This window comes from Devosia honganensis (genome assembly GCF_042648785.1).
GTDB classification, from domain to species: Bacteria; Pseudomonadota; Alphaproteobacteria; order Rhizobiales; family Devosiaceae; genus Devosia; species Devosia honganensis.
This window is the reverse complement of sequence record NZ_JBHRYD010000001.1, coordinates 306,561-332,377: the sequence shown is the minus strand read 5'-3', so window position 1 is coordinate 332,377 and position 25,817 is coordinate 306,561. Positions and strand designations below refer to the sequence as shown.

The window sequence follows — 25,817 nt, the reverse complement described above, 5'->3', positions numbered from 1 at the left end:
GGGCTGGGACGCGGTCTCTCACCGCCCTGGCGCCTTTCCGCTTGATGGTGAAAATCCCTAGCCGATATCGTAGGTCGGCAGGGTGATCGCCGTGCCCGCGTGCAGGATTTCCACCGCGTTCGCCTCCATCCTCACCGCGGTGGCGAGCGGTTCGCCGGTGCCGGGATTGCGGGCATAGCGCGGATGGGCGCCGGAGGAGATCTGCAGCCGCAGCCGGTGGCCGGGGCGGAAGCAGTGCGCCGTGGCGTGGAGCGGGATGGCGAGGCGCCAGCTACCGTCCGGCTCGGTCGGCGTTTGCGGGGTGACCCGGATGAAGCCGTCGCAGATATTGCGCGATATGCCGTCCGGTCCGACATCGCAGAGCCGGACGAAGAAATCGACATGGGGCAGGCTGGCGCGGGCGTGCAGCGCGGCGGTGCATTGCCCGATTATGGTCAGATCGCCGGTCAGCACCGGTCCGGTATAGGTCAGGACGTCGGCGCGGGCTTCGAGCGGGGTGTTGTCCACCGCGCCGGCACCGGTGAAGGCGAAAATGGCGCCGCCCAGATTGGGGGTGGGGTCGGCCGGGTCGTAGCGATAGCGGTCGCTGCCGGCGGAGGCGGCTTCCCGTTCCGACAATTTTCCCCCGGTACCGATGGCCCAGCTTCGCGGTGCGGGCGGGCCGGGCGGGTAGAGGTCGAATTCGTGCCATTCCTCGAGCCCTGAAATGTGGAGGCGCACCGGGTGCGAGCGCAGGCCGCTGCGGTCGCCCATCAGATGGGCGCGCATCCAGTTGAGGGTTTCGCGCAGATTGTCGCGCTGCAATTCCTCGGCGACGTGGAACCAGGTGCCGATGGTCAGGAACGGCCTGTGCCCCAATTCGACCAGCCGCCGATAGTCGGCCAGCAGGGGATCGAGCATGAAATCGTACCAGCCGGAGATGAAGTGCACCGGCGGCGTCTGCCGGTTCAGCCGGTGGCGGTGGTCGAGGCCGGTCCAGAAGGCGTCGTTGCCGATGGCGTGCTCGAACCAATGCCGCCAGAAGCCGACTTCGTGGCCCACCGCCATCCTGTCGGCCTCGATCACCGGCAGCGCCGTGGCCGCCTGCTCGGTACGCCGCTCGATATCGCCCGAGAACATGCGGGCGGCGGTCGAGAGCGGCCGCTTGCGCAGGCCCTCGATCACCTGCACCCAGGACAGCCAGAGATTGAGATGGAAGGCTCCCGAGGGAAACACCACCGGGCGGAAATCGGCGGTGGTGACCTTGACGGCCAGCGCGGCGATGGGCGGCAGGGCGTCGCAGATGGCCCATTGGGCGTAGCCCAGATAGCTCGGTCCGGTCAGCCCGATGCGGCCGTCGAACCAGGGCTGGGCGCGGATCCAGTCCAGCGTCCGCAGCCCGTCGGCGCGTTCATTGGCGAAGGGGTCGAACTGCCCTCCCGAGCTGTCGGTGCCGCGGCAGGCCTGGATCACCACGTTGAAGCCGCGCTCGGCATAGGCTTCGGCGATCGGTCCGAAGCCCCGCCGTCCGTATGGCAGGCGCATGAGGATGGTGGGGTGGGGGCCCTCCGCCGCCGGGGCGTAATGATCGGTCTTGAGCACCACGCCATCGTCCATGGCCAGGGCGATGCCGCGTCTTTTGCGCACGGCATGGAGGCGGGGCGGCAGGTCCTCGACCCAGGCCAGATAGAGCGAGGACAGGCTCATCCGTTCAGCTCACGAAATCGAAGGCGTCGACGTCGAACAATCCCCGGTCCGTCATCTTGAGGTGCGGAATCACCGGCAGGGCGAGAAACGCCACCTGGAGGAACGGCTCGGGCAGCACACAGCCGAGCGCCCGGGCCGCGTCGCGCAGCCGGTGCAGGTCCTGCGCCACCTGCTCGAAGCTCTCGAGACTCATCAGGCCGGCGAGGGGCAGGGCCAGTTCCGCCGTCACCCTGCCGCCCTCGGCGACCACGAATCCGCCGCCCAGCGCGATCAGCCGGTTGACCGCCACGGCCATGTCCGCATCGGTCGTGCCGACCACGGTGATATTGTGGCTGTCATGCCCCACCGAGGAGGCGATGGCGCCGCGCTTGAGGCCGAAGCCGTGAACGAAACTGCGCCCGATATTGCCGTTCTTGCCATGACGCTCGATGACGGCGAGCTTGATCACATCGGCATCCAGATCGGGTTGCAGGCCGGTTTCGGTGACGGCGAGGGTGGCTTCCTCGCGGAAGGTGAGGATGAGGCCGGGACGCACCCCGATGACCGGGACGCTGTTCCGGCCCGGTTTGGGCGCGGTCACGAAGGTGTCCCCGGTCACCGGCGTCGCCTTCATCGAGGCCAGGCCGACCGGCGCCACCGTGCCGCGCCCCGCGAAAAGCCGCGGAGTCACCAGCCGGCCGGCGGCGATGACGTCGGAGACGCGGCAATCCTCGAGGCTGTCGAGCAGGGCGATGTCGGCGCGCCAGCCGGGAGCCAGCAGGCCCCGGTCGCGCAGGCCGAAAATGCGGGCGGCCGAATGACTGGCGGCGCGATAGACGTGGTGCAGCGGCCGGCCCATGGCGATCAGCCGGCGGATCGAGCTGTCCAGATGCCCTTCCTCGTCGATATCGAGCGGATTGCGGTCGTCGGTGCACAGCGCGACGAAGCTCGAGGTGTTTTCGTCGAGGATTTCGGCCAGCGCCTCCAGGTCCTTCGACACCGAACCCTCACGGATCAGGATGGCCATGCCCTTGCCGAGCTTTTCGCGCGCCTCGGCGGCGGAGGTGGCCTCGTGATCGGTGCGGATGCCGGCGGCGAGATAGCCGTTGAGCGCCTGGCCGGACAGCAAGGGCGCGTGACCGTCGATATGGCCGTCCTGGAAGGCGGCGAGCTTGGCGACGATGCCCGGATCACCGGCGAGCACACCGGGGAAATTCATCATCTCCGCCAGCCCCACCACTTTGGGATGGTCGCGGAATGGCAGGAGATCCTCGATTTCCAGCCGCGCGCCGGCGGTTTCGAAGGCGGTCGCGGGCACGCAGGAGGAAAGATTGATCCTGATGTCCATGATGGTGCGCTCGGCACTGTCGAGGAAATAACGAATGCCCTCGGCGCCCAGCACATTGGCGATTTCATGGGGGTCGCACAAGGCGGTGGTGACGCCGTGCGGCAGCACGCAGCGGTCGAATTCCAGTGGCGTCACCAGCGAGGATTCGATGTGCAGATGGGTATCGATGAAGCCGGGAACGGCGAAGCGCCCGCCGCCGTCCACCACCGTGTCGCCGTCATAGCCGGCAAGGGTGCCCACGATGCGGTCGGCCACGATGGCGATATCGGTCCGGCTCACCTCTCCGGTGACGACGTCCAGCAGGCCGACATTGCGGATGACCAGGTCGGCCGGCGCCTTTCCCTGCCCGGCCATGATCATTCGGGTGAGCAGGTCTGGGCAGGTCATGGGTGCGGTCTCTCGGCTGATCGTTCCGGAAGGTCGACCGTGGCAGGGGCGGCGTCAAGTCCTCCGCAGCCGGCGCGAGGAACCGGGAGCGCCCGGTGCACGTTGGGCTTGCAGCGCCGAAGGGAGTCTCCCATGGAAACTTACGATCCGCACAAGAACACGACCGAGCTGCGGCAGGGCAATCCGCGCAAGATGAACATGCGCGTCCTCGTCGTCTCGCTCATCGGCATCGTGATCCTGTTCCTGCTTCTCTATATCGCCTTCTTCATGATGCAGCCGGCCTCGAGCTGACCGGGCCGCTCTCCGGCCGGGAAGGATTGGCAGACGCCCCGCCGATGGGTTACTGCTCGGCCGAACGATCTGGGAGAGCAGGGATGGCGAAGGCGCGCGCGCTGGTGCTGGAGCGGCAGGGCGAACTGTCGCTGCGCGATATCGATCTGAAGCTGGAAACCGGGCCCGGCATGGTCCGGATCGCGGTGCACACGGTGGGCGTGTGCGGTTCGGACGTGCATTACTACACGCATGGGCGCATCGGCCCCTTCCTCGTCGAGGCGCCGATGGTGCTGGGCCATGAGGCGGCGGGCACCGTGGTGGAAGTGGGGCCGGGCGTCACCCATCTCGCGGTCGGCGACCGGGTCTGCATGGAGCCGGGCATTCCCGACCCCGATTCGCGGGCCAGCCGGCTGGGCATGTACAATGTCGATCCCGCCGTGCGGTTCTGGGCCACACCGCCCATCCACGGCGTGCTGACGCCGGAAGTGGTGCATCCGGCCAATTACACCTTCAAGCTCCCCGATCACGTCAGCTTCGCCGAAGGCGCCATGGTCGAGCCCTTCGCCGTGGGCATGCAGGCCGCGACCAAGGCCCGCATCGCGCCCGGCGACATCGCGGTGGTGCTGGGGGCGGGGCCGATCGGCACCATGGTGGCGCTGGCGGCATTGGCGGGCGGCTGCGCCCGGGTGATCCTGGCCGACCTCGCCCAGCCCAAGCTCGATATCGCGGCGCAATATCAGGGCATCGTCCCGGTCAATATCCGGGAGCGCGATCTCGGAGAGGAGCTCGACCGCCTCACCGGCGGCTGGGGCGCCGATGTGGTGTTCGAATGCTCCGGTTCGCCCAAGGCGTGGGACACGATCATGGACCTGCCCCGGCCCGGCGGGGCGATCGTCGTGGTCGGATTGCCGGTCGAGCCGGTCCGCATCAACATTGCCGGGGCCTCGGTCAAGGAAGTGCGGATCGAGAACGTCTTCCGTTACGCCCACCAATATGAGCGCGCCATTGCGCTGATCGGCTCGGGCAAGGTCGATCTCAAGCCGCTGATTTCGGAAACCTTCGCCTTCGAGGATGCCGTTGCGGCCTTCGACCGTGCCGTCGAGGCGCGCCCCACCGACGTGAAGCTGCAAATCCGCGTGGCGGGCTAGCGGCTTCTGCCGGCACGAGGGGAACCGCGCGGCCCCGGCCGTGTTTTGAGTGCACTGCCGTAATTTGGGGTGCGCGGATGGATGTGGGGAATGGTTTTGGGCTGGTGGAGACCTATCTGCCGCTGCACATCATCGCCATCCGGCTGGTGCTTGCGGCGTTTTTCGGGGCGATGATCGGGTTCGAGCGTGAGATGCACACCGCCGAGGCGGGGCTGCGCACCCATATTCTGGTGGCGGTGGCGGCGGCGCTGTTCACCATATTGGCCTTCGAGATCTTTCACACCATTCAGGACGCCGCCAACACCAATCCCGATCCGATCCGCGCCGTCGAGGCGATCACCGCCGGCATCGCCTTTCTGGGGGCAGGGGCGATTTTCCGCAGCGGCGCCGGCGTCAAGGGGCTGACCACCGGGGCCGGCATGTGGCTGGCGGGGGCGGTGGGCCTCGCCACGGCCCTGGGGCATTATTACGTCGCCGCCGGGGTGGCGCTGCTGGCGGTGCTGGTCATGGCGAGCCTGCAGGTCTTCGCCCACCGGGTGCTGGGAAACAAGCCGCCCGAACGCGAAGACGATGAGGAGCAGGCCTAGAGGCTTTCATGTTTTGACGGACTCGGCGACCAGCGCTCCCTCCCCCCTTGAGGGGAGGGTTGGGGAGGGGGTGGGTTTGGCGGAGCACCGAAGGACCCCCACCCCCGACCCCTCCCCTCAAGGGGGAGGGGAGCAAGAAAGCGCTGATCCGCTTGACAGTGAAAGGCTCTAGGCGGCGAATGCCGCGCGGCACAGGGCGACGAAGCGGTCGCCGCGTTCCTCGAAATTGCGGAACTGGTTGTAGGACGGCGCGCCGGGCGACAGGATCAGCGTGTCGAAACGCTCCCGCCTGGCGGCGAGCGCGGCGATGGCACGGTCGAGGTCCTGCGCCTCGATGCGTTCGATTTCGGGCGAGGCCGCCGCCGCCGCGCGGGCCAGCCGGTCGCCGGTCACCGGCAGCGTCGCCAGCAGGGTGACGCCATATCCCGCGAGCAGGCCCGCCAGTTCGGCGTAGTCCTGCTGGCGCTCGTGGCCCCCGGCGATGAGGGCGATGCGGCGGCCCGCATAGGCGGCCAGCGCCGCCTTGGTGGCTTCCGGCGTGGTCGCGATGGAATCGTCCACCACGGTCATGCCGCCCAATACGTGTTCCTCGAGGCGGTGGGGCAGGGGTCGGAAGGCGGCGATGCCGGCCAGCACGCCCTTCATGCTGCCACCGGCGCCCAGCGCTATCTGCGCGGCGAGGCGGGCATTGCCCAGATTATGGGCGCCGCGCAGGCGGGATCCTGAAACGGCGGCGGCGACCGCCTCGTCCTGTGCTTCCGTCAGCCCGGGCAGCAGCCGGCGAGTATCGCGCAGCGCCCGGGCGATGCGGGGATTGCCTTGGGCCGAGGCCCCCAGGGCCACGGCGAAATCGCCGTCGCGGTCGATCAGGTGCAGCTTGTCCTCATAATAGCGCTCCACCGAGCCGTGCCAGTCGACATGCTCGGGATAAAGATTGGTGAGCGCGGCGATATCGGGCAGGAAATCCATGTCCGCCGTCTGGTAGCTGGAGAGCTCGAAGACCACTATGGCGTGCCTGCCGGCGATATCGAGCGGGGCCAGCCCCACATTGCCGGCGAGGCCCGCATCGAGGCCGGAACGGGTCAGCATGAGATGGGCCAGGGTGGCGGTGGTGGATTTGCCCTTGGTGCCGGTGATGGCGATGACCTTGCGCCCGCTCCGGAACGCCGTGCCCCACAAATTGAGGTTGGAGGTGACCGCGATGCCGGCCGCCTCCATCAGCGCGAAAACCGGCTTGTAGCGGGAGACCCCGGGGCTCTTGACGACGAGGCCGAACCGGCGCGCGGCGATCGCCGCCGGCAGGTCCTGCGGGGCGATAGGCGCCGTGTCCGGTATATCGGCGCTGCCGCTGTCGACGGTCACGAAGACCTCGAGGCCGGGCTGGCGCTCGGCGAGGAAGGCGCGGGTGGACAGCGCTTCGCGCCCGGCGCCGTAAAGCAGGACCGGCGCGTCAAACCGCATAGGCGGCCACCTTGGCGGCGAGCGCGGCGGGAATGTGGTGGTCGTGGCTGTCGGTCAGGCATTCGGCCATGGCCAGTTGCAGCTTCTCCTCGCCATATTGGGCGAAGAGGTCGGCCTTCACTGCGCGCACCACCGCGTCCTCGTGCCAGTCGGCGTGGCGGGTCAGCGTATAGAAGCAGGCCGCTGCCTCGAGGATTTCTCCCACGCATTCCCACGGCTTCTGCCCCGCCAGTCCCGCCAGTTCGCGGAATGAGCGCTCATTGGCCGGCTCGGCCAGCAGGTTCTTTCCGAAGATGGCGAGCAGCCGGTCCTTGGCCATGAAGGGGGCGAAGATCAGGAAGACGAAATGGCATTTGGGGCACTCGCCGCACCAGAGCGGGCCGTCATTGCCGGTGAGGCGGAAATTACGGTTGCAGCTCGAAAACACGCTGTCGAATTTTGTGCTCTGCGTGAAAAGCGAGGCGATGCGCGCTTCCGAATAGGGGCGCAGCAGGGAGAAATATCGGAGCGCACCGCCGGTGGCATTGGCCAGCACATCGGCGATCAGCAGTTCGAAGCCGAGCGATTTGGAATGCTGATGGTTGGTCTCGCGCCCGTCGAACATCACATTGCCCTCGCTGGCCGAGCGCTCGTTGGAAAGCACGATCTGGCTGTAGCCGTAAAGGACGGCGCACAGCGCCGCGACCATGGAGTTGATCGCGGTCGAGGGCACGTGGCCGTTGTAGAAACCCGGCTGCTGGCCGAGCCGGATCATTTCGGCGTCCAGCGTGCGGGTGACGTAGAGCGGCTCGGTGCCGATGGCGGCGATGGAGCTCAGGATCGGGCCCTTGGGATTGACCGCGAAGGGGGTGAAGGCGACGCCGGTATGGGCGAGCAGGTCGGCGCTGACCAGCGAATCCTTGCCGCCCCCGATGGGCAGCAGCGTGCGTTCGGGCAGGTCGGGCGCCGGCTTGCGTTCTTCCGCGTCTTCGGGCGCCGACAGGCTCAGCCTGCCGAAGCGGGCCAGTTGGTTGCGGGCATAGAATTCGCCCATCCCGTTCTCATAGACGTCGATGACGAAGGCCCGCTCGGAGGCGGTCAGGGGGATGTCCGGCGCCGCGATGGCGAATGGGGCGCGCAGCTTGAAATAGCTCACCCCCAATACGATGGCGGTCAGGTCCAGCAATTTCCGGAAGGACGGGCTTTGCGCGGTCCTCTCGTCGGCGCCGGCGGGCAGGGCCAGCACTTCGGTGAAGGCGAGCGCGCCCAGGCGGTAGGGGAAGCGCGCCTCGCCCGTTGCCGGGTCGAAGCTGGGGCGGTCGATGCAGAAGGTTTCGGTCACGGTCAACTCGCTGGCTTTGCGCTATCATATAATTGATTTGCGGCCTTGGCGGGAGTGAGGCGCGGGCCGTTCAATAAATCCGCATCTGCATGCGCATGACGATATCGTCGCCCAGGCGCTGGAAGCCGTATTCACGCATGATGCAGCGCCAGCCCTCGCCGGTCCGCTCGATGCGGAAGAGATTGTAGCGGGCGGGGTCGTCGAGCGTGCCGCCCTTGGCGGCGCTGGCGGCGGCGACGCCGATCACCGGCACTTCGTGGCTGCTGCCGGGAATGTGGTGGATGGAGGAGCGGTGCGTGTGACCATGCAGGATCAGTTCGGCGCCCTGCTCGGCGATGACGCGGCGGAAGATGCGGTGGCCCTTGAGGCCGAAGGAGGGATGCTGCAATTCGGCATTGGGCGGATGGTGGATGAGCACGGCGCGGAAATAGCCGGCATCGCCCAGAAGCTTGAGGATGCGGGCGAGGCGGGCGGCCTGCTTTTCCTCGAAGCGCCCCACCGCCATGAAGGGGGGCGTGGGCACGGCGCTGGAGCAGGAGATGATCGCCAGGTCCCCCACCCGCCGCACGAAGGGAAAGGCCTGCCCCTCGATGGTCTCGCCCTGGAGATAGGGGCCCCACAGCTCCTGCGCGCATTCCAGCGCGCCGGGAACATAGGCATCGTGATTGCCGGGGCAGACGGCGGTGCGGGCGCTGTCGCCCAGCGCTTCCAGCCAGCGGCCGGCGCGCTCGACCTCGCTGCGCAGCGCCAGATTGGTCAGGTCGCCGGTGACGGCGGTGAAATCGGCGTTCTGCTTCTGCATATGGCTGACGAGGCGCTCCAGCGTCTCGCTGTTGAGCTCGCCACGGCGCTTGAGCTTCCAGTTGAGAAAGCCGGTGAGGCGTTTGCCGGCGAGGTCCTGCAGACCCACCTGGGGCAGGGGAGACAGGTGGATGTCGGAAATATGGGCGAGGGTGATCATTGCGGCGGTTCTGCCAGAAGCGACAGGGCAAGAAAACGGTCAATCGTGCCTGCGCACGATTTTGTCGCGCTCAATCCTCTGATAGCCATGGGAAAGAGAGTGGAGCCTGCGGCATGATGAATCGCTTCCAGCGCGTTCGCGCCAGGATTTTTCTGACCATCAAGGGATTGTGGCATCGCATGACCGTGGGTACGCGCGTCATGGTGGTGGATGGAGACAAGGTGCTGCTGATCCGCCATACCTATGTGCCGGGTTGGCAGTTTCCCGGCGGTGGCGTGGGGCCGGGCGAGACCTTCGAGGAGGCCGGCGCGCGCGAAACGCTGGAGGAAACCGGCTATCGCGTCATCGGCCCGATGCAATTGTTCGGCCTTTACCACAATACCAGCCCGGTGACCAATCGCGATCACGTGGCGTTTTACGTGGCGACGCGCTTCCAGCACGAATTCGAGCGCCGGCCCGATCACGAGATCGCCGAGGTCGGCTGGTTCGACCGCCATGCCCTGCCCGACCAGGTCACCCCGGCCACCTCGCAGCGGATCGACGAATATTTCGACCGGGTCGAAAAGCGCAGCATCTGGGGATATTGAGCCCGCCGGCCGCTCCTGGGCGGAGCAGCCGGGGGCCGTGGCGGTGCGGATCAGGCCAGGAACGGCAGTTCCGGCCCGATGGGCACGATCCGGTATGGATTGATCGTGGTGTGGCTCCAGTAATAATGCGTGCGGATATGGTCAAGATCGACCGTTTCCTTGATGCCGGGCACTTCGTAGAGCGCCTTGAGATATTGCGAGAGATTGGGATAGTCGGCGATGCGCCGGCGGTTGCACTTGAAGTGCCCGACATAGACGGCGTCGAACCGCACCAGGGTGGTGAAGAGCCGCCAGTCGGCCTCGGTAGCGGTGTCGCCGGTGAGATAGGCGGTTTCGCCCAGCAGGCCCTCGACCCAGTCGAGCGCCTCGAACAGCGTGCCGACCGCTTCGTCATAGGCTTCTTGGGTGGTGGCGAATCCGGCCTTGTAGACGCCGTTATTGATGTCGTCATAGACGCGGGCATTGATGGCGTCGATGCTCTCGCGCAACGCCTCGGGGTAGAAATCCTCGTTGTTGCCGGTCAGCCCGTCAAAGGCCGAGTTGAACATGCGGATGATTTCCGAGCTCTCGTTGGAGACGATGGTTCCGGTCTTCTTGTCCCAGAGGACCGGCACGGTGACGCGACCGGTGAAATCGGGCTGCGCCTCGGCATAGACCTGCCAGAGATAGTCCTTGCCCAGCAGCGCGTCGCCGGTCGAGCCTTCGTCCCGGTTGAAGCTCCAGCCGGTCTCGTCGGGCATTTTGGGCGAGACCACGGAAACCGAAATGAGGTTTTCCAGTTCCTTGAGCTTGCGGAAGATCAGGGTGCGGTGGGCCCAGGGACAGGCCAGCGAGACATAGAGGTGATAGCGGTCCGCCTCGGCGGCGAAGCCACCCGTGCCGGAGGGGCCGGGGCTGCCGTCGGGGGTGATCCAGTTGCGGAAGCCAGCCTGCGTCCGGACGAATTTCCCGCCCGTCTTGCTGGTGTCATACCACTGGGTGGACCATTTTCCGTCGATCAATTGTCCCATTTCGGAGCCCTTTCGGTCATTGTGGGGCCGGTCTTGGCGGATCGTATCCGCCTTGCCGCCCGTGTTGCGGTGTCGCCTTCCTAGCTAGGCGCCGGGGGCGGCGGCAAAAAGGCCCGGTCTGGGCAACAGTGCGTTATGCATTTGGGACACAGAGGCGGCCCGGCACAAGGATTTTCCGGCGCGCGGCGCTTATCCCCATTTACGCCCGGCCGTGGCGATGCTAATGCGGGACCAGACGTGGAGGCGTCCATGATGGTGAAGGTTTTGCGGGTGAACCGACGACCCTAGACGGTCGTTTAGAGCGGTGGCGAGCGAGCCGCCGTGCCCTGTTATGCAAACTTCCCGGATCTGACCCATGACCATGCCTGTTGCGGCCCAGACCGCCGCCTCTCCCGCTGGCCAGCCCATCGTGCGGCCGGCCACCCCCGCCGACGATGCCTTTGTCGAGGAGCTGCAGGCGACCGCCTTCGGACCCGGCCGGTTCGCGCGCACCGCGTTCCGGGTGCGGGAGCGGTTTCCGATCGATCCTTCGCTCAGTCTCATCGCGGAAGTGGACGGCACGCCCTGCGGCTCGGTGTGGATGACCCCGATCAGCGTCGGCGGCGTAAGAGGCTATCTGCTCGGGCCGCTGGCCACCCATCCCAATTTCCGCAAGCGCGGCGCCGGCAAGCTGCTGGCGCGGGAAGTGTCGCGGCTGGCGCTGGAGCGCGGCGAGGGCGCTTTCGTGCTGCTGGTGGGCGACCAGGACTATTATTGCCCGCTGGGCTGGAAGGCGACGCCGCCGGGCAATATCCGCTTTCCCGGGCCGGTGGACCCGGGCCGGGTGCTGATGCTCGCCGGGGACGAAAATCTCGTGACTGCCGTGAAGGGCGCGATAGCCGGCTTCGACGCCGGCGCGTGACCCCTTCGCCGAAAGCGGCTAGGGTGGCCGGCGGTTCGGACGCGCTCCGGCCGCTTCCTGATCCGCCGCCCGAGTATCTTCTTGTTCACCGATATGGATTTTGCCGCATCCCTGTCCTCGCGCTTGCTGCGGGAGCCGCCGCCCCGGCCCCCGGTGGAGGAACTGGTGCCGGACTGGGAGCCGCTGACGCCGGCCGGACGGCCGCCCGTGCCCGCTGCGGTGCTGATCGCGCTGGTGCGGCGGCCGGAAGGGCATACCGTACTCTATACCGAACGCTCGCCCGACCTGCGCGCCCATTCCGGCCAGGTGGCGTTTCCGGGCGGCAAGATCGACCGGGACGATGCCAGCGTCGCCGCCGCCGCCCTGCGCGAGGCGCATGAGGAAGTGCATCTGGTGCCCGAGGACGCGACCATTCTGGGCTATATGCCCACCTATTACACCGGCACCAATTATCTGATCACCCCGGTGGTGGCCGAGGTCACGCCGCGCGGCGCCTTCGTGCCCAATCCGGGGGAGGTGCATTCGGTGTTCGAGGTGCCGCTGGCGCGCATCCTCGATTCCAGGACCTATGGCCGGTTCCGCATCAAGCGGGCGGGCAAGGAGCACGTCACCTGGCAGATCGATCATGACGGACATCTTATCTGGGGTATCACCGCCAATCTGACCCGGCGCTTCCGCGCCGTGGCGCTGGGCGAGGAAGCGGCGTGATTCCCCGGCGGATCGAGGACGCTGAATGGCTCGGCCGTCCGGCGGTGCAGGCGATTTTCGCCGCGCTCGAGGGGGCGGCGGGCCGGACGCGCGCCGTGGGCGGCGTGGTGCGCGACAGCCTGGTGGGCAAGCTGCGGCCCCATGCCGATATCGACATGGCCACCGAGCTCCTGCCCGTCGCGGTGATGCAGAAGGCCCGCGCCGCCGGGATCGGCGCCCATCCCACCGGGCTCGATCATGGGACGGTGACGCTCACCCTGGAGGACACCACGGTCGAGGTGACGACGCTGCGCCGCGACGTCGTCACCGACGGACGCCGTGCCGAGGTGCGATTCGGCACCGATTGGGTGGAGGATGCGCAACGGCGCGATTTCACCCTCAACGCGCTCTACTGCCATGCCGACGGCACGCTGTTCGACCCGCTGGGCGGGGCGGGGGATCTGCTGGCGGGCCGTGTCCGCTTCATCGGCGATGCGGCGCGGCGCATCGCGGAGGACGGGCTGCGCGTCTATCGCTTCTTCCGGTTTTCCGCCAGCCATGGCGGCGAGCTTTTCGATGCCGAGGGGCTGGCCGCCTGCCGGGCCGCTGCCGGCCGTCTCGATCACCTCTCGCGCGAGCGGGTGGGTTCGGAAATACTGCGCATGCTGGGCCTGCCGAAAATTGCGCGGACGCTGGCGGCCATGGCGGGGATCGGGCTGGTTGAGCTGGGTGAAGCCCGCCTGGCGATGCTGACGCGTTACGAGGCGCTCGGCGGACGCAGCGTGGCGGCGCGCCTGGCGCTGTGGGCCGAAGGCCCCCCCGAGACGCAGCGTGAAGCCTGGCGTCTTTCCAACGCGCTTTTCGAGGAGGCCGGCAAGATCGCCGGCGCCGCCCGGTTGCTGGCGGACGGCAGGCTGGAATGGGCCGTCTATCGCTTCGGGGAGGCGGCGGTCGAGGGGCTTGCCGTGGCGGCGGCGCAGGGCGACTGGCCGCGCGACCGACTGGCGGAAACGGCGCGCGACGTGGCGCGCCTGCCGGTGGCGCCATTGCCGGTCAGCGGCGACGACCTTCTGGCAAGGGGCATGGCGCCGGGGCCGCTCTTGGGTGCCACGCTGCGGCGGCTGGAGGAAAAATGGGTCGAGAGCGGGTTCAGCCTCGAGCGCGACGCGCTGCTCGCCATGGCGGACGGGGCCGGTTGAAGCGGCCCGTCAGGGGCGCTCCTCCACATCGACGATGCGCTCCTTGATGCGTTCCACCATGTCGGGGCGCACCTCGGCCTCGTCATTGAGCTTTTTCATGTTCTCCACCGCGCGCCGCACCACCTCGGCCTCGGTCTCCGCTTCGACGTGCCAGGTGGCACCGGGAATCAGCGTGCCCGAATCGAAGCGTTTCATGGTGACCTCCTGACCTTCTGGTGAGTCAGGGGAAACGCGGGCGGGGCGGGGATGGTTCCGGCCGCTACGGCCATCGCACCGCCGGGGGCAGCGACGACAATATCGAGTTGACGTTGCCGCCGGTCTTGAGGCCGAACGTGGTGCCGCGGTCGTAGAGCAGGTTGAACTCGACATAGCGACCGCGCCTCACCAATTGCTCCTCGCGCTCTTCATCGCTCCAGGCGGTCTCGAAATTGCGGCGCACCAGCCGGGGATAGATGTCGAGAAAGGCCTCGCCGACCGCGCGGGTGAAGGCGAAATCGGCGTCCCAGTCGCCCGAATTGAAGTGATCGTAGAAGATGCCGCCAATGCCGCGCGGCTCGTTGCGGTGGGGCAGGAAGAAATATTCGTCGCACCAGTCCTTGAAGCGCTGATAGTCGACGCCGGGCCGGTTCTCGCAGGCGGATCGCATGGCGGCGTGGAAATCGAGCGTATCGGGGTCGGACTGGGTGCGGCGGCGGTCGAGCACCGGGGTGAGGTCGGCGCCGCCGCCCCACCATTGCTTGCCGGTGACGATCATGCGGGTATTCATGTGCACCGCCGGCACGTGCGGGTTCCAGGGGTGGATGATGAGCGAGATGCCCGAGCTCCAGAATGCGGTGCCCGCTTCGGTGCCCGGCATCTGGCGGGCGAAATCCTCGGTGAAATGGCCATGCACGGTCGAGACGTGCACGCCGGCCTTTTCGAAGACGCGGCCATGCAGCATGGACATTTCGCCCCCGCCGCCGGCGGCGCGATCCCAGGGCGTGCGCACAAAGCGTTCCGGGGCCATACCGGCATTGGGGCCGGTCACTTCCGTCTCGATGGCCTCGAGTGCGGCGCAGATGCGGTCGCGCAATTGGTGGAACCAGGCGCTGGCGGTGGATTTCTTGGTGTCGATATCGGCTGGAAGGGTCATGGCTGGGAAATGGACCTTTGGGGAAATCGTGTAAAGCGGCAGGGGCAATTGGCCGCGCCCCCGGAAGTGGTCGGTGCGGCTCAGGCGCCCCGGGGAAAAGCGCCGATCTGGCGCATCGCCTCTCCCGCTATCATGGCGCCGGCCAGCGCCACATTGATCGAGCGCAAGCCATGCCGCATGGGGATGCGCACGGCAAGGTCGCAGGCGGCGGCCACCGCGCCGGGGACGCCGGCGCTTTCGCGGCCCAGCATGAGGATGTCGCCCGTGGCGTAGTCTGCGTCATAGGCGGAAATCTCCGCCTTGGTGGAGAGCAGCACGAGGCGGCGGCCTTCGCGGCGGCGCCAGTCCTGGAAGGCGGCAAAGCCCGTGTGCTCGACCAGCGCGGCCTCGTCGAGATAATCCATGCCGCTGCGCGCCAGGTTGCGCCGGCTGACGGTGAAGCCGGCGGGATGGATGAGGTGGACGGGAATCCCCAGGCAGGCGCCCAATCGCAGCAGCGTGCCGGTATTGGCGGCGATGTCGGGCTGGTAGAGGGCGAGATCGAGGGGCACGGCTGTTTGCTCCAGCGCACATAAAGGCCCCGGAAATCGGGGGCGATACGGGTATAGTGTCGCAGTTTTGCCCTGTCACGAACCGCGCACTGGACAAGTTCCTGTGACAGTGCAAAAAGAACTCCAACTGACGGACCGCTTGAGGGTGGCCGGTGGTGGATTCCGCATATGCGTAATCGCCAGTCGGGTGCCGGCTCCGTCAAGTGTAGATCGTACGGGGATACGGAACTTGGCCACGCAAGCACAAAACTCACCCACGAACCGGCGGGACTTTCTCTATGTCGCGACGGGCGCCGTCGGCGCGGTCGGCACCGCAGCCGTGGTTTGGCCGCTGATCAATCAGCTCAATCCCGATGCCTCGACGCTGGCATTGGCGACCATCGAGTTCGATATTTCGGCGATTGAAGAAGGTCAGTCGGTGACCATCACCTGGCGCGGCCTGCCGGTCTTCGTGCGGCATCGCACCGAGGCGGAAATCGAAGAAGCCAAGGCCGTGCCGCTGAGCGAGCTCAAGGACCCCGAGACCGACGAGCAGCGCACCAAGGAAGGCCATGAGCAATGGCTGGTGATGATCGCCAACTGCACGCATCTGGGCTGCGTGCCGGTGGGCGAGGCCGGCGATTTTGATGGCTGGTTCTGTCCCTGCCACGGGTCGCACTATGATACGGCCGGCCGCATCCGCCGTGGTCCGGCGCCGCTCAACCTGGTCGTGCCGCCCTATGAATTCGTCAGCGACACGCTGATCCAGATCGGCTAGGGGGAGCTTTTCCGATGTCTGAACATTCCACCTACACCCCGGGAAGCACCGTCGAGAAGTGGCTGGACGACCGCCTGCCGGTGGTCCGCTTCGCCAAAGAACACCTGATGGACTTCCCCACGCCGAAGAACCTCAACTACTGGTGGACCTTCGGCGCCATCCTCGTGCTGTGCCTGGCCGTGCAGATCGTCACCGGCATCATCCTGGCCATGCACTATACGCCCAACGTGGCCATGGCCTTCGATTCGGTGGAGCATATCCGCCGCGACGTGAACGGCGGCCGCATCATCCAGGCCACCCACGCCGTGGGCGCCTCGATGTTCTTCGTGGCCCTCTACATCCACATCTTCCGCGGCATGTTCTACGGCTCCTTCAAGGCGCCCCGCGAGATTCTGTGGATCCTGGGCGTCATCATCTTCGTGCTCACCATGGCGACGGCCTTCATGGGCTATATCCTGCCCTGGGGTCAGATGAGCTTCTGGGGCGCGACGGTGATCTCCAACATCTTCACCGCGATTCCGCTGGTGGGCGAGCAGATCAAGCAATTGGTGCTGGGCGGCTTCGCGGTGGGCAACCCGACCCTCAACCGCTTCTTCTCGCTGCATTATCTGCTGCCCTTCATCATCGCCGCCGTCGTCGGGCTGCATATCTGGGCGCTGCACGTTCCGGGCAACAACAACCCCACCGGCGTCGAGGTCCGGGACAGCCGCGATACCGTGCCCTTCCATCCGTACTATACGATGAAGGACCTCTACGCGATGGTGCTGTTCATGATCCCGTTTGCGTGGTTCGTGTTCTTCGCGCCCGACATCCTGGGCCATCCGGACAACTACATCATGGCCAACAGCCAAGTGACGCCGGCCCATATCGTGCCCGAATGGTATCTGCTGCCCTTCTACACCATCCTGCGCGCCATCGACTTCAACGTGCTGTTCATCGACTCCAAGCTGGGCGGCGTGATCGCCATGGGCGGCTCGATGCTGATGCTGCTGATCCTGCCCTGGCTCGACACCTCCAAGGTCCGCGCCGGTACGTTCCGCCCGCTGTTCAAGTGGTTCTACGCCCTGTTCGTGATCAACTTCATCGGGCTGATGTATCTGGGGGCCCAGCCGGCCGAGGGCATCTACACGGTGCTGGCCAAGGTGTGCACGGCCTACTACTTCATCTATTTCCTGGTGGTGCTGCCGGTGCTCTCGCGGATCGAGACGCCTCGCCCCCTGCCAACCAGCATTTCCGAGAGCGTTCTCGGCAAGGCAAACGCGTGATCGGGGCGAAAGACATGTTCAAGACCAAGATCGTCATCGCCGCCGCGGCTATCGCCATGGGCCTCGCATCGCTGCCGGCGCAGGCCGCCGAGGGCGTTCCCCATATCGAGCGGGAAAACTGGAGCTTTGCCGGCATTTTCGGAACCTATGACCAGAACCAGCTACAGCGCGGGTTCCAGGTGTTCCGGGAAGTGTGCGCGAGCTGCCACGGGGCGCGGCTGATGGCCTTCCGCAACCTGTCCGAGCCGGGCGGCCCGGGCTTCACCGAAGCGCAGGTCAAGGCGCTGGCGGCCGAATACGAGGTCGAGGATCCGACCGCCGATGGCGGCACCCGGCCGGCGGTCGCGGCCGACCGCTGGCCCGATCCCTTCGCCGACGATCAGGAGGCGCGCGACGCCAATGGCGGTTCGCTGCCGCCGGACTTCTCGGTGCTGGCCAAGGCGCGCGGCGTCAGCGATCCGTTCCCGACCTGGGTGTTCAACTATTTCACCGGCTACCAGGAAGGGGGCGCGGACTATATCCATGCCCTGCTGACCGGCTATCACGACGAAGTGCCCGAGACGGCCCCGGAGGGGTTCGAGCTGGGCGACGGCCAGTATTACAACGACTACTTCCCGGGCCACGCCATCGGCATGGCGCCGCCGCTTGCCGAAGGCTCGGTGACCTACGAGCCGGGCGAGGACGGGGTGACGGTGCCCGAGACGCTCGATCAGTATTCGCGGGACGTGTCGGCCTTCATGATGTGGGTGGCCGAGCCGCATCTGGTCAGCCGCAAGCAGACCGGTTTCGTGGTGCTGCTGTTCCTGGTGCTGTTCGCCGGCCTGATGTACGCCACCAAGCGCAAGCTGTGGGCCGGCATCGAGCACTGAGCCGGGCGACACATCGCGTGAAAGATCCGAAGGGGCCCGCGGGGCCCCTTCCTCGTTTGGGGCAGGGGCCGGACGGGACCCGGCCATGGGTGGGAGAAAGATGGCTTCCGGCGCGCTCCGCCCCTTGCCAAGAGCGGGCATAGCCACGATATTCCCGGTTGCGTTCCGGTGTTTTGGGAGAATGCGATGTCCGCCATTCGCCTGGCAGTCACGGTGGTCGGTGCGGCGCTGACCGTCAGCCGCCATCCTGCGGTGCGGGCCGGCCTGCAGGCCGTGGTCAGCAATCCCAGGGCGCGTGAAACCGCCATCAACACCACCCGCAACGCCGCCTACAATGCAGGCGTCCTGGCCCGGCATCTGCTCGGCCGCAACAAGTCCTGACACTCTCCACGCCAAGGCCATCGATGTCGCTCGACCTGAAGTCGCTCGTCCGGACGATTCCGGATTATCCCAAGAAGGGCATCCTGTTCCGGGATATCACCACGCTGATCGAGCATCCCCAAGGGTTCCGCGAGAGCGTCGAGCGCATCGCGGCCCTATATGCGGGGCAGGGCATCACCCATGTGGCGGGCATCGAGGCGCGCGGCTTCATCTTCGGGGCCGGGGTGGCGATCGCGCTCGGCGCCGGCTTCGTGCCCATCCGCAAGAAGGGCAAGCTGCCCGGCGAAACCATCGGCCAGAACTACGCGCTTGAATATGGCGTGGACACCATCGAGATTCATGCCGACGTGGTCGGCCCGGCCCATAACGTCCTGCTGGTCGACGATCTGATCGCCACGGGCGGCACCGCGCTGGCGGCGGTGGGCCTGTTGCGCCGCACCGGCGCCGCCGTGGCCCATGCCGCCTTCGTCATCGACCTCGTCGAGCTGGGGGGCGCGGCGCGGCTGGCGGCGGAGGACGTGGCGGTCAGCGCGCTGATGGAATTCGAGGAGCACTGAACTCCGCCCTCGAGGAAAGGCAGCGGCCCGCAGCCCTATGCCGCCATGGCCTCGCGCCGGTCGACGAGGCAGAACTGATTGCCTTCCGGGTCGCGCATGACGGTATAGGTGGGCAGGACGCGGTCGACGCTGGCGCCGGCCTGCTTGAGGCGCTCCACCTCGCCGGCCCGGTCGTGGACCTCGACGTCGAAATGCACGCGATTATTGTCGTAGCGCCGGCCTTCCACATTCTGGAAGCACAGCGACGGGCCCGGGCCGTCCACCATGACGGTGGGGTCGGTTTCGGGGGTGAAGCCCAGCGCCGCGAGGCGGGCGATTTCGGTTTCGTCATAGGCGCGAACCGCATATCCCTCCAGCAGTCCGGCCCAGAAGCGGGCCAGCACCGCGGGCTTGTCGCAATCGAACACGATTTCGTGGATGGCACCCATTGCCGATCTCCTTTGTCGTTTCGGAAAATCCGTTAACGGAAGATTGCGGCAAGACTCCAGCGGGCCGCGCGACTGCGCCCGGCCCGCCCGATATTTCCCCGTTCGAGGATTAGGAACGGCTCCTGGCCGCCTCGTCCCCGGGTCCCATGCTGGGCTCCCGGCGCGTCTTCCACAGCGAATAGAGCACGCCCCCGGCCAGGATCGCCAGCGTCACCACCAGCGAGAGCAGGGTGTCGATATGGATGCCCAGCGGCACGAGGAAGATCTTGATGCCGATGAGCACCAGGATGACCGCCAGCGAGACCTGCAGGTAGCGGAAGCGGTTCATGGCCGCGGCCAGGGCGAAATAGAGGGCGCGCAGGCCCAGAATGGCGAAGATGTTGGAGGTGTAGATGATGAAGGTGTCCTGGGTGACCGCGAAGACCGCCGGCACCGAATCCACCGCAAAGATCAGGTCGACGAACTCCACCATGATCAGCGCCACGGCGAGGGGGGTCAGCCAGGTGACGATGCGGCCGGTGTGCGGGTCGGGCTCGCGGACGAGGAATTGCCGGCCGCGCAGCGTGTCGGTGATGCGGAAGCGTTTCCGCAGGAATTGCAGTATCTTGTTGTCCTCGAAGTCGGGCGCCTCGTCCCGCTGCGAGAACATGCGGATGCCGGTGATGACGAGGAAGGCCCCGAAGACGAACAGGATCCAGTTGAACTGATAGACCAGCGCCGCGCCGACGCCGATCAGGATGGCGCGGAAGGCGATGACGCCCAGAATGCCCCAGAACAGCACGCGGTGCTGGTAGAGCCGGGGAATGCCCAGGAAGGCGAAGATGGTGGCGATGACGAACATGTTGTCCATCGCCAGCGATTGCTCGATCAGATAGCCGGTGAAAAATTCCAGCCCGGCGGTGGCGCCGCGCTGGACCCAGACCCAGGCGCCGAAGGCCAGGGCGGTAAGCACGTAGAAACCGTAGAGCAGCAGGCTCTCTTTGGCTTCGATCTCATGTTCGTCGCGATGCAGGATGCCCAGGTCGAAGACCAGCAGACCGATGACGATCGTGATGAACGCGACCCAGAAAAATACGGGAGTACCAAGAAAATCGCCCGTCAGGGCGGCAAGAAGCGATTCCATCGCCGGACCTTCTCCATGTGAATAGCTGGAGCAGCTCCGACATCATCATAGCAAGGGGCTACGACCAGAGGGGCCCGGCGCTGCCCTCTGTAAATGCGTGAAAGCGGTCGAAAGTTCAACCCCCCGCCGGAAAACGCCTCAGCGCGGATTGCACAGCATGACGATGGCGTCGCCGGTTTCCAGTTGCAGGGCGATGCCGTGGATGGGGTCGTCGAGCATGCGGCCGGCCTGGATGCCGGCACTGGCGCGCAGATTGCCGTCATTGAAGCCCACGCCGTCCTGATAGGGAGTCAAATTGCCGGTGCCGGAGCTGGGGTCGCCCGCCTTGCGGGAGGCCCAGCCATAGACCTGGCCGTAAACGGTCAGGATGCCGGCGCGCTCGGCGGTGGCGTCGCGGCAGCTCCAATTGCCCTGATAGGCCTGAGCCAGGGCGGGCGCGGCGGAAAGGGCGGTGAGGGCGAGGCAGAGGGCGAATCGGCGCATGCGGGCAGAGTGCCGATGGGTGGGCGCGGTTTCAAGCCCCGCGCTTGAGGCGCGGGCCGATGAGCGGCATCCTGGCCAGCACGGCGAGGAGGCGCAGCCGCAATGGCGGGCGGTAATCACGCAGTTTTGAAAAGGCGACGAGATCGGCGCGATAGACCAGCCTGCCGTGCTGGTTGGTGGCGGTGAGCCGGTTGAACAGCAGGCCCCAGCCGGGAAGGGAGTTGGATTTGCGCTTGCCGGTGACCGTCAGCTCGTAGCTGACCGTGTCGCCCGGGCGTACCGGCGCCTTGAATTCCATGGCATTGACGCCGGGCGAAGGGCCGCTGACGCCCGGCTCCTGCCCCAGGGCCCGCAGGCGTTCCTCTTCGGCGGACAGCGCATCCACCATCTTGCGGTGCCCCACGGACACGGTGTGCCAGCCCGAGGCGACGAGGCCGCCGAAATGGCTGTGGCGGGCCAGTTCCGGATCGAGGTGGAAATATTGCGGATCGTAGCGCTCGGCGAAGCGCATGATCTCCTCGGCGGTGAAGCTGTGGCTGCCCAGGCTGACCGGCTCGCCGATGACGATCTCCTCGAACCAGCGGGTCATGGAGCGGCCTCGGCCGTGCGGCATTCCACCAGATTGGCCAGCCGCATGGTCATCACCGGCCTGTCGTCCTGATTGGCGATGCGGAAATCGAGCTTGACGATGCCCCAATGCGGATGGCTGGACGAGCGGCGCAGCTCGACGATGGTGGCGGTGCCGCCGATGGTGTCGCCGACGAGCACGGGCGCCTTCCACCGCAGGTTCTCGAAGCCCAGCCCCCCGCAGGCGGCAATATGCGACAGGAACCGGTCCACCAGCATGCGCAGGGTCAGCGCGCCGGTATGCCAGCCGCTGGCGGCGAGCCCTCCTAGCAGGCTGTCGCGCGCGGCCTTTTCGTCCAGGTGGAACGGCAGCGGATCGAATTCGCGGGCGAAGGAGACGATCGTGTCCCTGCTGACGGTGGTGCGTCCCAGATCGATGGTCTCGCCCAGGGCGAGGTCCTCGAAATGGCGCCGGGTTTTTGTGACAGGATTGGTCATTGCGCTGCCCTATACGTCAATACGCTTTGTCGCATGGCCGGCGGGGGAGGGCAAGATTGCCGGCGCTTCCGGCCTGCCGTTCCGGGCGGGCGTGCGGCCGGCCCGCATTGACATCGGCGGCGATCCGACCCAATTGGAGCCCAAAGATTTCCGGAGTTATCCATGGGTTTCAAGATGGGCATCGTCGGCCTGCCCAATGTGGGCAAGTCGACGCTTTTCAACGCTTTGACGCGGACCGCGGCGGCGCAGGCGGCCAATTTCCCCTTCTGCACCATCGAGCCGAATGTGGGGGAGGTCTCGGTGCCCGATCCGCGCCTGGAGAAGCTGGCCGCCATCGGCAAGTCACAGGCCATATTGCCGGCGCGGATGAGTTTCGTCGACATTGCTGGCCTGGTGAAGGGCGCCTCGCAGGGCGAGGGGCTGGGCAATCAGTTCCTGGCCAATATCCGCGAGACCGACGCCATCGCCTATGTGCTGCGCTGTTTCGAGGACCCCAACGTCATCCACGTCGCCAACCGGGTCGATCCGCTGGCCGATGCCGAGGTGGTGGAGACCGAATTGATGCTGGCGGACTTGGAAAGCCTCGAAAAGCGCCGGGCCGGCGTCGAGAAGAAGGCCAAGCAGGGCGACAAGGACGCCAAGGTCACGCTGGATCTGGTGGATCGGGCCATTGCGGTCCTGCGCGAGGGGCGTTCGGCGCGCTTCGTCCAGCGCGAGGCGGAGGAGGAAAAGGCCTTCCGCGAGCTGCAATTGCTCACCAGCAAGCCGGCGCTTTATGTGTGCAATGTCGACGAGGCTTCCGCCGCCACCGGCAATGCCCTCAGCCGCAAGGTCGAGGACTATGCCAGGGCCAATGATGCCGGCGTCGTGGTCATTTCCGCCGAGATCGAAAGCCAGCTGGCGCAATTGCCCGACGAGGAGCAGGCCGAATATCTCGAATCGCTGGGCCTCGACCAGCCCGGCCTCGACCGGCTGATCCGCGCCGCCTACGAGCTTTTAAACCTGCAGACCTATTTCACCGTCGGCCCCAAGGAGACTCGGGCCTGGACCATTCACCAGGGCGACCGCGCCCCGCAGGCGGCCGGCGTCATCCACACCGATTTCGAGCGCGGCTTCATCCGCGCCCAGACCATCGCCTTCGATGATTTCGTCGCGCTCGGGGGCGAGCAGGGCGCCAAGGAAGCCGGCAAGGCGCGCGACGAAGGCAAGGATTACGTCGTCCGCGACGGCGACGTCATGCTCTTCAAATTCAATACTTAGGACCGGCGGCCCGCCGCGAAATCGCTCCAGTGGAGCGATTTCAGGTCCTAAGGCCATGAGAGCTATGCTCGAATGGCAGACCGGCGGCCCGCCGCGAAATCGCTCCAGTGGAGCGATTTCAGGTCCTAAGGCCATGAGAGCTAGGCTCGAATGGCGCCGACCGGCGGCCCGCCGCGAAATCGCTCCAGTGGAGCGATTTCAGGTCCTAAGGCCATGAGAGCTGCGCTCGAATGGCGCCGACCGGCGGCCCGCCGCGAAATTCCGGTTCTATGGCCTCGCCTCTTCCCCAGGAACGACCCGGCGGGAAGAACGCCCAGAATCTTCCATTACAAACGGAATCAGCGCCTTTCTGCTCCCCTCCCCCTTGAGGGGAGGGGTCGGGGGTGGGGGTCCTCCGGTGCTCCGCAGAGCCACCCCCTCCCCTCAAGGGAGGGAGCACCGCCGCTTCCTCCTTCGTCATCCACCTTGCCGCCACACCGCGCCGATCGCGCTATCGGCGCAAAGCCGGCCGCCGCATGTGCCTCCGGAAGGCGGACATCTTAGAAATCCGAAAAACTCACCTTCCATCCCGGATTGCCACGCCGCTGGCAGGCGCTAAGCATAGGCCATGGCGGCTGAGGGGCTGCCGGGCTGGCTTTTCGGCCAGCGGCGCGTTTTCGGAGCATTCCCCGCATGGCAAATCCCAAGATCACCTTTATCGGTGCCGGTTCGGCGGTGTTCATGAAGAACATCGTGGGCGACATATTGCAGCGTCCGGCGCTCAGCGGCGCCACGATCCGGCTGATGGACATCAATCCGCAGCGTCTCGAGGAAAGCGAGGTCATCGCCGGCAAGCTGATCGCCACGCTGGGCGTGCCGGCGCGGGTGGAAAGCTATTCCGATCAGCGCCGGGCGCTGGAAGGCACCGATTTCGTCGTCGTGTGCTTCCAGATCGGCGGCTACGAGCCTTCGACCGTGATCGATTTCGAGGTGCCCCGGAAATACAATCTGCGCCAGACCATCGCCGACACGCTGGGGGTGGGCGGGATCATGCGCGGCCTGAGGACCGTGCCGCATCTGTGGAGCATCTGCGAGGACCTGCTGGCGGTCGCGCCCGATGCGATCATGCTGCAATATGTCAACCCGATGGCCATCAACACCTGGGCGATCGCGGAAAAATATCCCGCAATCCGCCAGGTGGGGCTGTGCCATTCGGTGCAGGGCACGGCCATGGAGCTGGCCAACGACCTCGACATTCCCTACGAGCAGCTCCGCTACCGCTCGGCCGGCATCAACCACATGGCGTTCTATCTCAATTTCGAGCAGCGCCTGCCGGACGGCTCCTACAGGGATCTTTATCCCGAGCTGCATCGCGCCTATCGCGAGGGCCGGGCGCCCAAGCCGGGTTGGAACCCGCGCTGCCCCAACAAGGTGCGCTACGAGATGATGACGCGGCTGGGCTATTTCGTCACCGAAAGCTCCGAGCATTTCGCCGAATACACGCCCTATTTCATCAAGGAGGGGCGCGAGGACCTGATCGAAAAATTCGGCATTCCGCTCGATGAATATCCACGGCGCTGCATCGAGCAGATCGAGAACTGGAAAAAGACCTCGCAGGAGTACCGCACCGCCGAGCAGATCGTGGTGAAGCCCTCGAAGGAATATGCCAGTTCCATCGTCAATTCGGTCTGGACCGGCGAGCCCTCGGTCGTCTACGGCAACCAGCGCAATAACGGGGTCATCACCTCGCTGCCCGATGCGGCGGCGGTGGAGGTGCCGTGCCTCGTCGACGAGAACGGCCTGCAGCCCACCTTCATCGGCGATCTGCCGCCCCAACTCACCGCCCTCATCCGCACCAATGTCAATGTGCAGGAGCTGACCGTGCGGGCGCTGGTGGACGAGAAGCGCGAGCACATCTATCACGCCGCCATGATGGACCCGCACACCGCCGCCGAGCTCGATCTCGACCAGATCTGGAACCTCGTCGACGACCTCATCGCCGCCCACGGAGAATGGCTGCCCGAATGGGCTCGGGCATGACGGACGCCTAGCGTCCTGCAAATCTCTCCGGTGGAGAGATTTGAATGCCCGAGGCCATGAGAGCTTCGCTCGAATGGCGGGCTGTCAGGAAACCCCTCATCCGCCCCTTCGGGGCTCCTTCTTCCTCAGGGGGAGAAGGGTGGTTCTGAGGTGAGGGGCTCCCGCCACACGCTTGATGCTCGCAGTATCCCCCCCAAAAAATCTATCCCCGCCGCTGCGCCCGCGCCTATCATTCCTCCATCCCCGCCATTACGCGGCCCCCACGCAGGGCCGGGCGGGGAGGCCGGGGAGAGGGGCGCCTCTCTACGCGGGTAGAAGCTCGGCAGCCGGACCTGCAATAACGGTACCGCCTGAATCCGGACCCGTGGAAAATCCGTGTCCCGTAGCGGGCG

General features: G+C 66.3%; 28 protein-coding genes. 14 read left to right on the top strand and 14 right to left on the bottom strand.

The window, feature by feature from the left end; translation table 11 throughout:
• Positions 1 to 57: 57 nt before the first annotated feature.
• A complete protein-coding gene (locus ACFOOL_RS01625; protein ID WP_380094270.1) occupies positions 58 to 1,686 on the bottom strand; it encodes a CocE/NonD family hydrolase in 1,629 nt (542 codons plus the stop codon).
• Between the two features lie 4 nt (positions 1,687 to 1,690).
• On the bottom strand, positions 1,691 to 3,400 hold the full coding sequence (gene ade, locus ACFOOL_RS01620) for an adenine deaminase (RefSeq protein WP_380094268.1): 1,710 nt from the start codon (positions 3,398 to 3,400) through the stop codon (positions 1,691 to 1,693).
• A gap of 132 nt (positions 3,401 to 3,532) precedes the next feature.
• Here ade and ACFOOL_RS01615 point away from each other — a divergent pair, with 132 nt between their 5' ends.
• The 3 genes from ACFOOL_RS01615 to ACFOOL_RS01605 all read left to right on the top strand — a co-directional run bounded on the left by ACFOOL_RS01615 (position 3,533) and on the right by ACFOOL_RS01605 (position 5,408).
• On the top strand, positions 3,533 to 3,691 hold the full coding sequence (locus tag ACFOOL_RS01615) for a hypothetical protein (protein ID WP_380094267.1): 159 nt from the start codon (positions 3,533 to 3,535) through the stop codon (positions 3,689 to 3,691).
• A gap of 83 nt (positions 3,692 to 3,774) precedes the next feature.
• The gene (locus tag ACFOOL_RS01610) at positions 3,775 to 4,821 is read left to right on the top strand and encodes an NAD(P)-dependent alcohol dehydrogenase (protein ID WP_380094265.1); all 1,047 of its coding nucleotides are present in this window, start codon (positions 3,775 to 3,777) and stop codon (positions 4,819 to 4,821) included.
• 77 nt (positions 4,822 to 4,898) lie between these two features.
• Positions 4,899 to 5,408: an MgtC/SapB family protein gene (locus ACFOOL_RS01605; RefSeq protein WP_380094263.1), complete on the top strand. Its 510-nt coding sequence runs from the start codon at positions 4,899 to 4,901 to the stop codon at positions 5,406 to 5,408.
• Positions 5,409 to 5,576: 168 nt separating this feature from the next.
• Here ACFOOL_RS01605 and murD read toward each other — a convergent pair whose 3' ends face one another.
• The 3 genes from murD to ACFOOL_RS01590 form a co-directional block, all read right to left on the bottom strand.
• A complete protein-coding gene (gene murD, locus ACFOOL_RS01600; RefSeq protein ID WP_380094262.1) occupies positions 5,577 to 6,869 on the bottom strand; it encodes a UDP-N-acetylmuramoyl-L-alanine--D-glutamate ligase in 1,293 nt (430 codons plus the stop codon).
• Entirely contained in the window at positions 6,859 to 8,190 is a 1,332-nt protein-coding gene (locus ACFOOL_RS01595) for a hypothetical protein (protein WP_380094260.1), read from the bottom strand. The genes murD and ACFOOL_RS01595 overlap by 11 nt, the downstream gene beginning before the upstream one ends.
• A gap of 70 nt (positions 8,191 to 8,260) precedes the next feature.
• Entirely contained in the window at positions 8,261 to 9,151 is an 891-nt protein-coding gene (locus ACFOOL_RS01590; protein WP_380094258.1) for a metallophosphoesterase family protein, read from the bottom strand.
• Between the two features lie 113 nt (positions 9,152 to 9,264).
• On the opposite strand from ACFOOL_RS01590, the gene ACFOOL_RS01585 reads away from it, so the two are divergent.
• Positions 9,265 to 9,738, top strand: coding sequence for an NUDIX domain-containing protein (locus ACFOOL_RS01585; RefSeq protein WP_380094256.1), 474 nt, complete (start codon positions 9,265 to 9,267; stop codon positions 9,736 to 9,738).
• 50 nt (positions 9,739 to 9,788) lie between these two features.
• On the opposite strand, the gene ACFOOL_RS01580 is transcribed toward ACFOOL_RS01585, so the two are convergent.
• Positions 9,789 to 10,748 carry a glutathione S-transferase family protein gene (locus ACFOOL_RS01580; RefSeq protein WP_380094254.1) on the bottom strand — a complete coding sequence of 320 codons (960 nt, stop codon included), beginning with the start codon at positions 10,746 to 10,748 and terminating at the stop codon, positions 9,789 to 9,791.
• Between the two features lie 355 nt (positions 10,749 to 11,103).
• Between ACFOOL_RS01580 and ACFOOL_RS01575 the strand changes: the two genes are divergently transcribed.
• From ACFOOL_RS01575 to ACFOOL_RS01565, 3 genes are all read left to right on the top strand, one after another.
• Positions 11,104 to 11,649: a GNAT family N-acetyltransferase gene (locus ACFOOL_RS01575; RefSeq protein WP_380094253.1), complete on the top strand. Its 546-nt coding sequence runs from the start codon at positions 11,104 to 11,106 to the stop codon at positions 11,647 to 11,649.
• A gap of 81 nt (positions 11,650 to 11,730) precedes the next feature.
• Positions 11,731 to 12,357 carry a CoA pyrophosphatase gene (locus ACFOOL_RS01570; RefSeq protein ID WP_380094251.1) on the top strand — a complete coding sequence of 209 codons (627 nt, stop codon included), beginning with the start codon at positions 11,731 to 11,733 and terminating at the stop codon, positions 12,355 to 12,357.
• The gene (locus tag ACFOOL_RS01565) at positions 12,354 to 13,535 is read left to right on the top strand and encodes a CCA tRNA nucleotidyltransferase (RefSeq protein WP_380094250.1); all 1,182 of its coding nucleotides are present in this window, start codon (positions 12,354 to 12,356) and stop codon (positions 13,533 to 13,535) included. Before ACFOOL_RS01570 ends, ACFOOL_RS01565 begins: the two co-directional genes overlap by 4 nt.
• Before the next feature lie 9 nt (positions 13,536 to 13,544).
• On the opposite strand, the gene ACFOOL_RS01560 is transcribed toward ACFOOL_RS01565, so the two are convergent.
• From ACFOOL_RS01560 to ACFOOL_RS01550, 3 genes are all read right to left on the bottom strand, one after another.
• Entirely contained in the window at positions 13,545 to 13,730 is a 186-nt protein-coding gene (locus ACFOOL_RS01560) for a DUF1059 domain-containing protein (protein WP_380094247.1), read from the bottom strand.
• 64 nt (positions 13,731 to 13,794) lie between these two features.
• Positions 13,795 to 14,667, bottom strand: a complete 873-nt coding sequence (hemF, locus tag ACFOOL_RS01555) for an oxygen-dependent coproporphyrinogen oxidase (protein WP_380094246.1) — start codon at positions 14,665 to 14,667, stop codon at positions 13,795 to 13,797.
• Between the two features lie 80 nt (positions 14,668 to 14,747).
• A complete protein-coding gene (locus ACFOOL_RS01550) occupies positions 14,748 to 15,218 on the bottom strand; it encodes a tRNA (cytidine(34)-2'-O)-methyltransferase (protein WP_380094244.1) in 471 nt (156 codons plus the stop codon).
• Positions 15,219 to 15,447: 229 nt separating this feature from the next.
• Here ACFOOL_RS01550 and petA point away from each other — a divergent pair, with 229 nt between their 5' ends.
• From petA to ACFOOL_RS01525, 5 genes are all read left to right on the top strand, one after another.
• Positions 15,448 to 15,975 (top strand): ubiquinol-cytochrome c reductase iron-sulfur subunit, encoded by a 528-nt coding sequence (gene petA / locus ACFOOL_RS01545; RefSeq protein WP_380094243.1) that lies wholly within the window; start codon positions 15,448 to 15,450, stop codon positions 15,973 to 15,975.
• Between the two features lie 14 nt (positions 15,976 to 15,989).
• Positions 15,990 to 17,240 carry a cytochrome b gene (locus tag ACFOOL_RS01540; RefSeq protein WP_380094241.1) on the top strand — a complete coding sequence of 417 codons (1,251 nt, stop codon included), beginning with the start codon at positions 15,990 to 15,992 and terminating at the stop codon, positions 17,238 to 17,240.
• A 14-nt stretch (positions 17,241 to 17,254) separates the two neighbouring features.
• On the top strand, positions 17,255 to 18,109 hold the full coding sequence (locus ACFOOL_RS01535) for a cytochrome c1 (protein ID WP_380094239.1): 855 nt from the start codon (positions 17,255 to 17,257) through the stop codon (positions 18,107 to 18,109).
• A 186-nt stretch (positions 18,110 to 18,295) separates the two neighbouring features.
• Positions 18,296 to 18,490, top strand: a complete 195-nt coding sequence (locus tag ACFOOL_RS01530) for a hypothetical protein (RefSeq protein WP_380094238.1) — start codon at positions 18,296 to 18,298, stop codon at positions 18,488 to 18,490.
• A gap of 23 nt (positions 18,491 to 18,513) precedes the next feature.
• Positions 18,514 to 19,047, top strand: coding sequence for an adenine phosphoribosyltransferase (locus ACFOOL_RS01525; RefSeq protein ID WP_380094237.1), 534 nt, complete (start codon positions 18,514 to 18,516; stop codon positions 19,045 to 19,047).
• 35 nt (positions 19,048 to 19,082) lie between these two features.
• On the opposite strand, the gene ACFOOL_RS01520 is transcribed toward ACFOOL_RS01525, so the two are convergent.
• The 5 genes from ACFOOL_RS01520 to ACFOOL_RS01500 form a co-directional block, all read right to left on the bottom strand.
• Complete coding sequence (locus tag ACFOOL_RS01520) at positions 19,083 to 19,475, bottom strand: VOC family protein (RefSeq protein WP_380094235.1); 393 nt, start codon at positions 19,473 to 19,475, stop codon at positions 19,083 to 19,085.
• 109 nt (positions 19,476 to 19,584) lie between these two features.
• Complete coding sequence (locus ACFOOL_RS01515) at positions 19,585 to 20,598, bottom strand: TerC family protein (RefSeq protein ID WP_380094234.1); 1,014 nt, start codon at positions 20,596 to 20,598, stop codon at positions 19,585 to 19,587.
• Positions 20,599 to 20,736: 138 nt separating this feature from the next.
• Entirely contained in the window at positions 20,737 to 21,081 is a 345-nt protein-coding gene (locus ACFOOL_RS01510) for a hypothetical protein (RefSeq protein WP_380094233.1), read from the bottom strand.
• 31 nt (positions 21,082 to 21,112) lie between these two features.
• Positions 21,113 to 21,670, bottom strand: coding sequence for a MaoC/PaaZ C-terminal domain-containing protein (locus ACFOOL_RS01505; RefSeq protein WP_380094231.1), 558 nt, complete (start codon positions 21,668 to 21,670; stop codon positions 21,113 to 21,115).
• Positions 21,667 to 22,146, bottom strand: a complete 480-nt coding sequence (locus ACFOOL_RS01500) for a MaoC family dehydratase (protein ID WP_380094229.1) — start codon at positions 22,144 to 22,146, stop codon at positions 21,667 to 21,669. The genes ACFOOL_RS01505 and ACFOOL_RS01500 overlap by 4 nt, the downstream gene beginning before the upstream one ends.
• Before the next feature lie 162 nt (positions 22,147 to 22,308).
• On the opposite strand from ACFOOL_RS01500, the gene ychF reads away from it, so the two are divergent.
• Positions 22,309 to 23,406, top strand: coding sequence for a redox-regulated ATPase YchF (gene ychF / locus ACFOOL_RS01495; protein ID WP_380094227.1), 1,098 nt, complete (start codon positions 22,309 to 22,311; stop codon positions 23,404 to 23,406).
• A gap of 672 nt (positions 23,407 to 24,078) precedes the next feature.
• A complete protein-coding gene (melA, locus tag ACFOOL_RS01490; protein WP_380094224.1) occupies positions 24,079 to 25,425 on the top strand; it encodes an alpha-glucosidase/alpha-galactosidase in 1,347 nt (448 codons plus the stop codon).
• Positions 25,426 to 25,817: the final 392 nt, after the last annotated feature.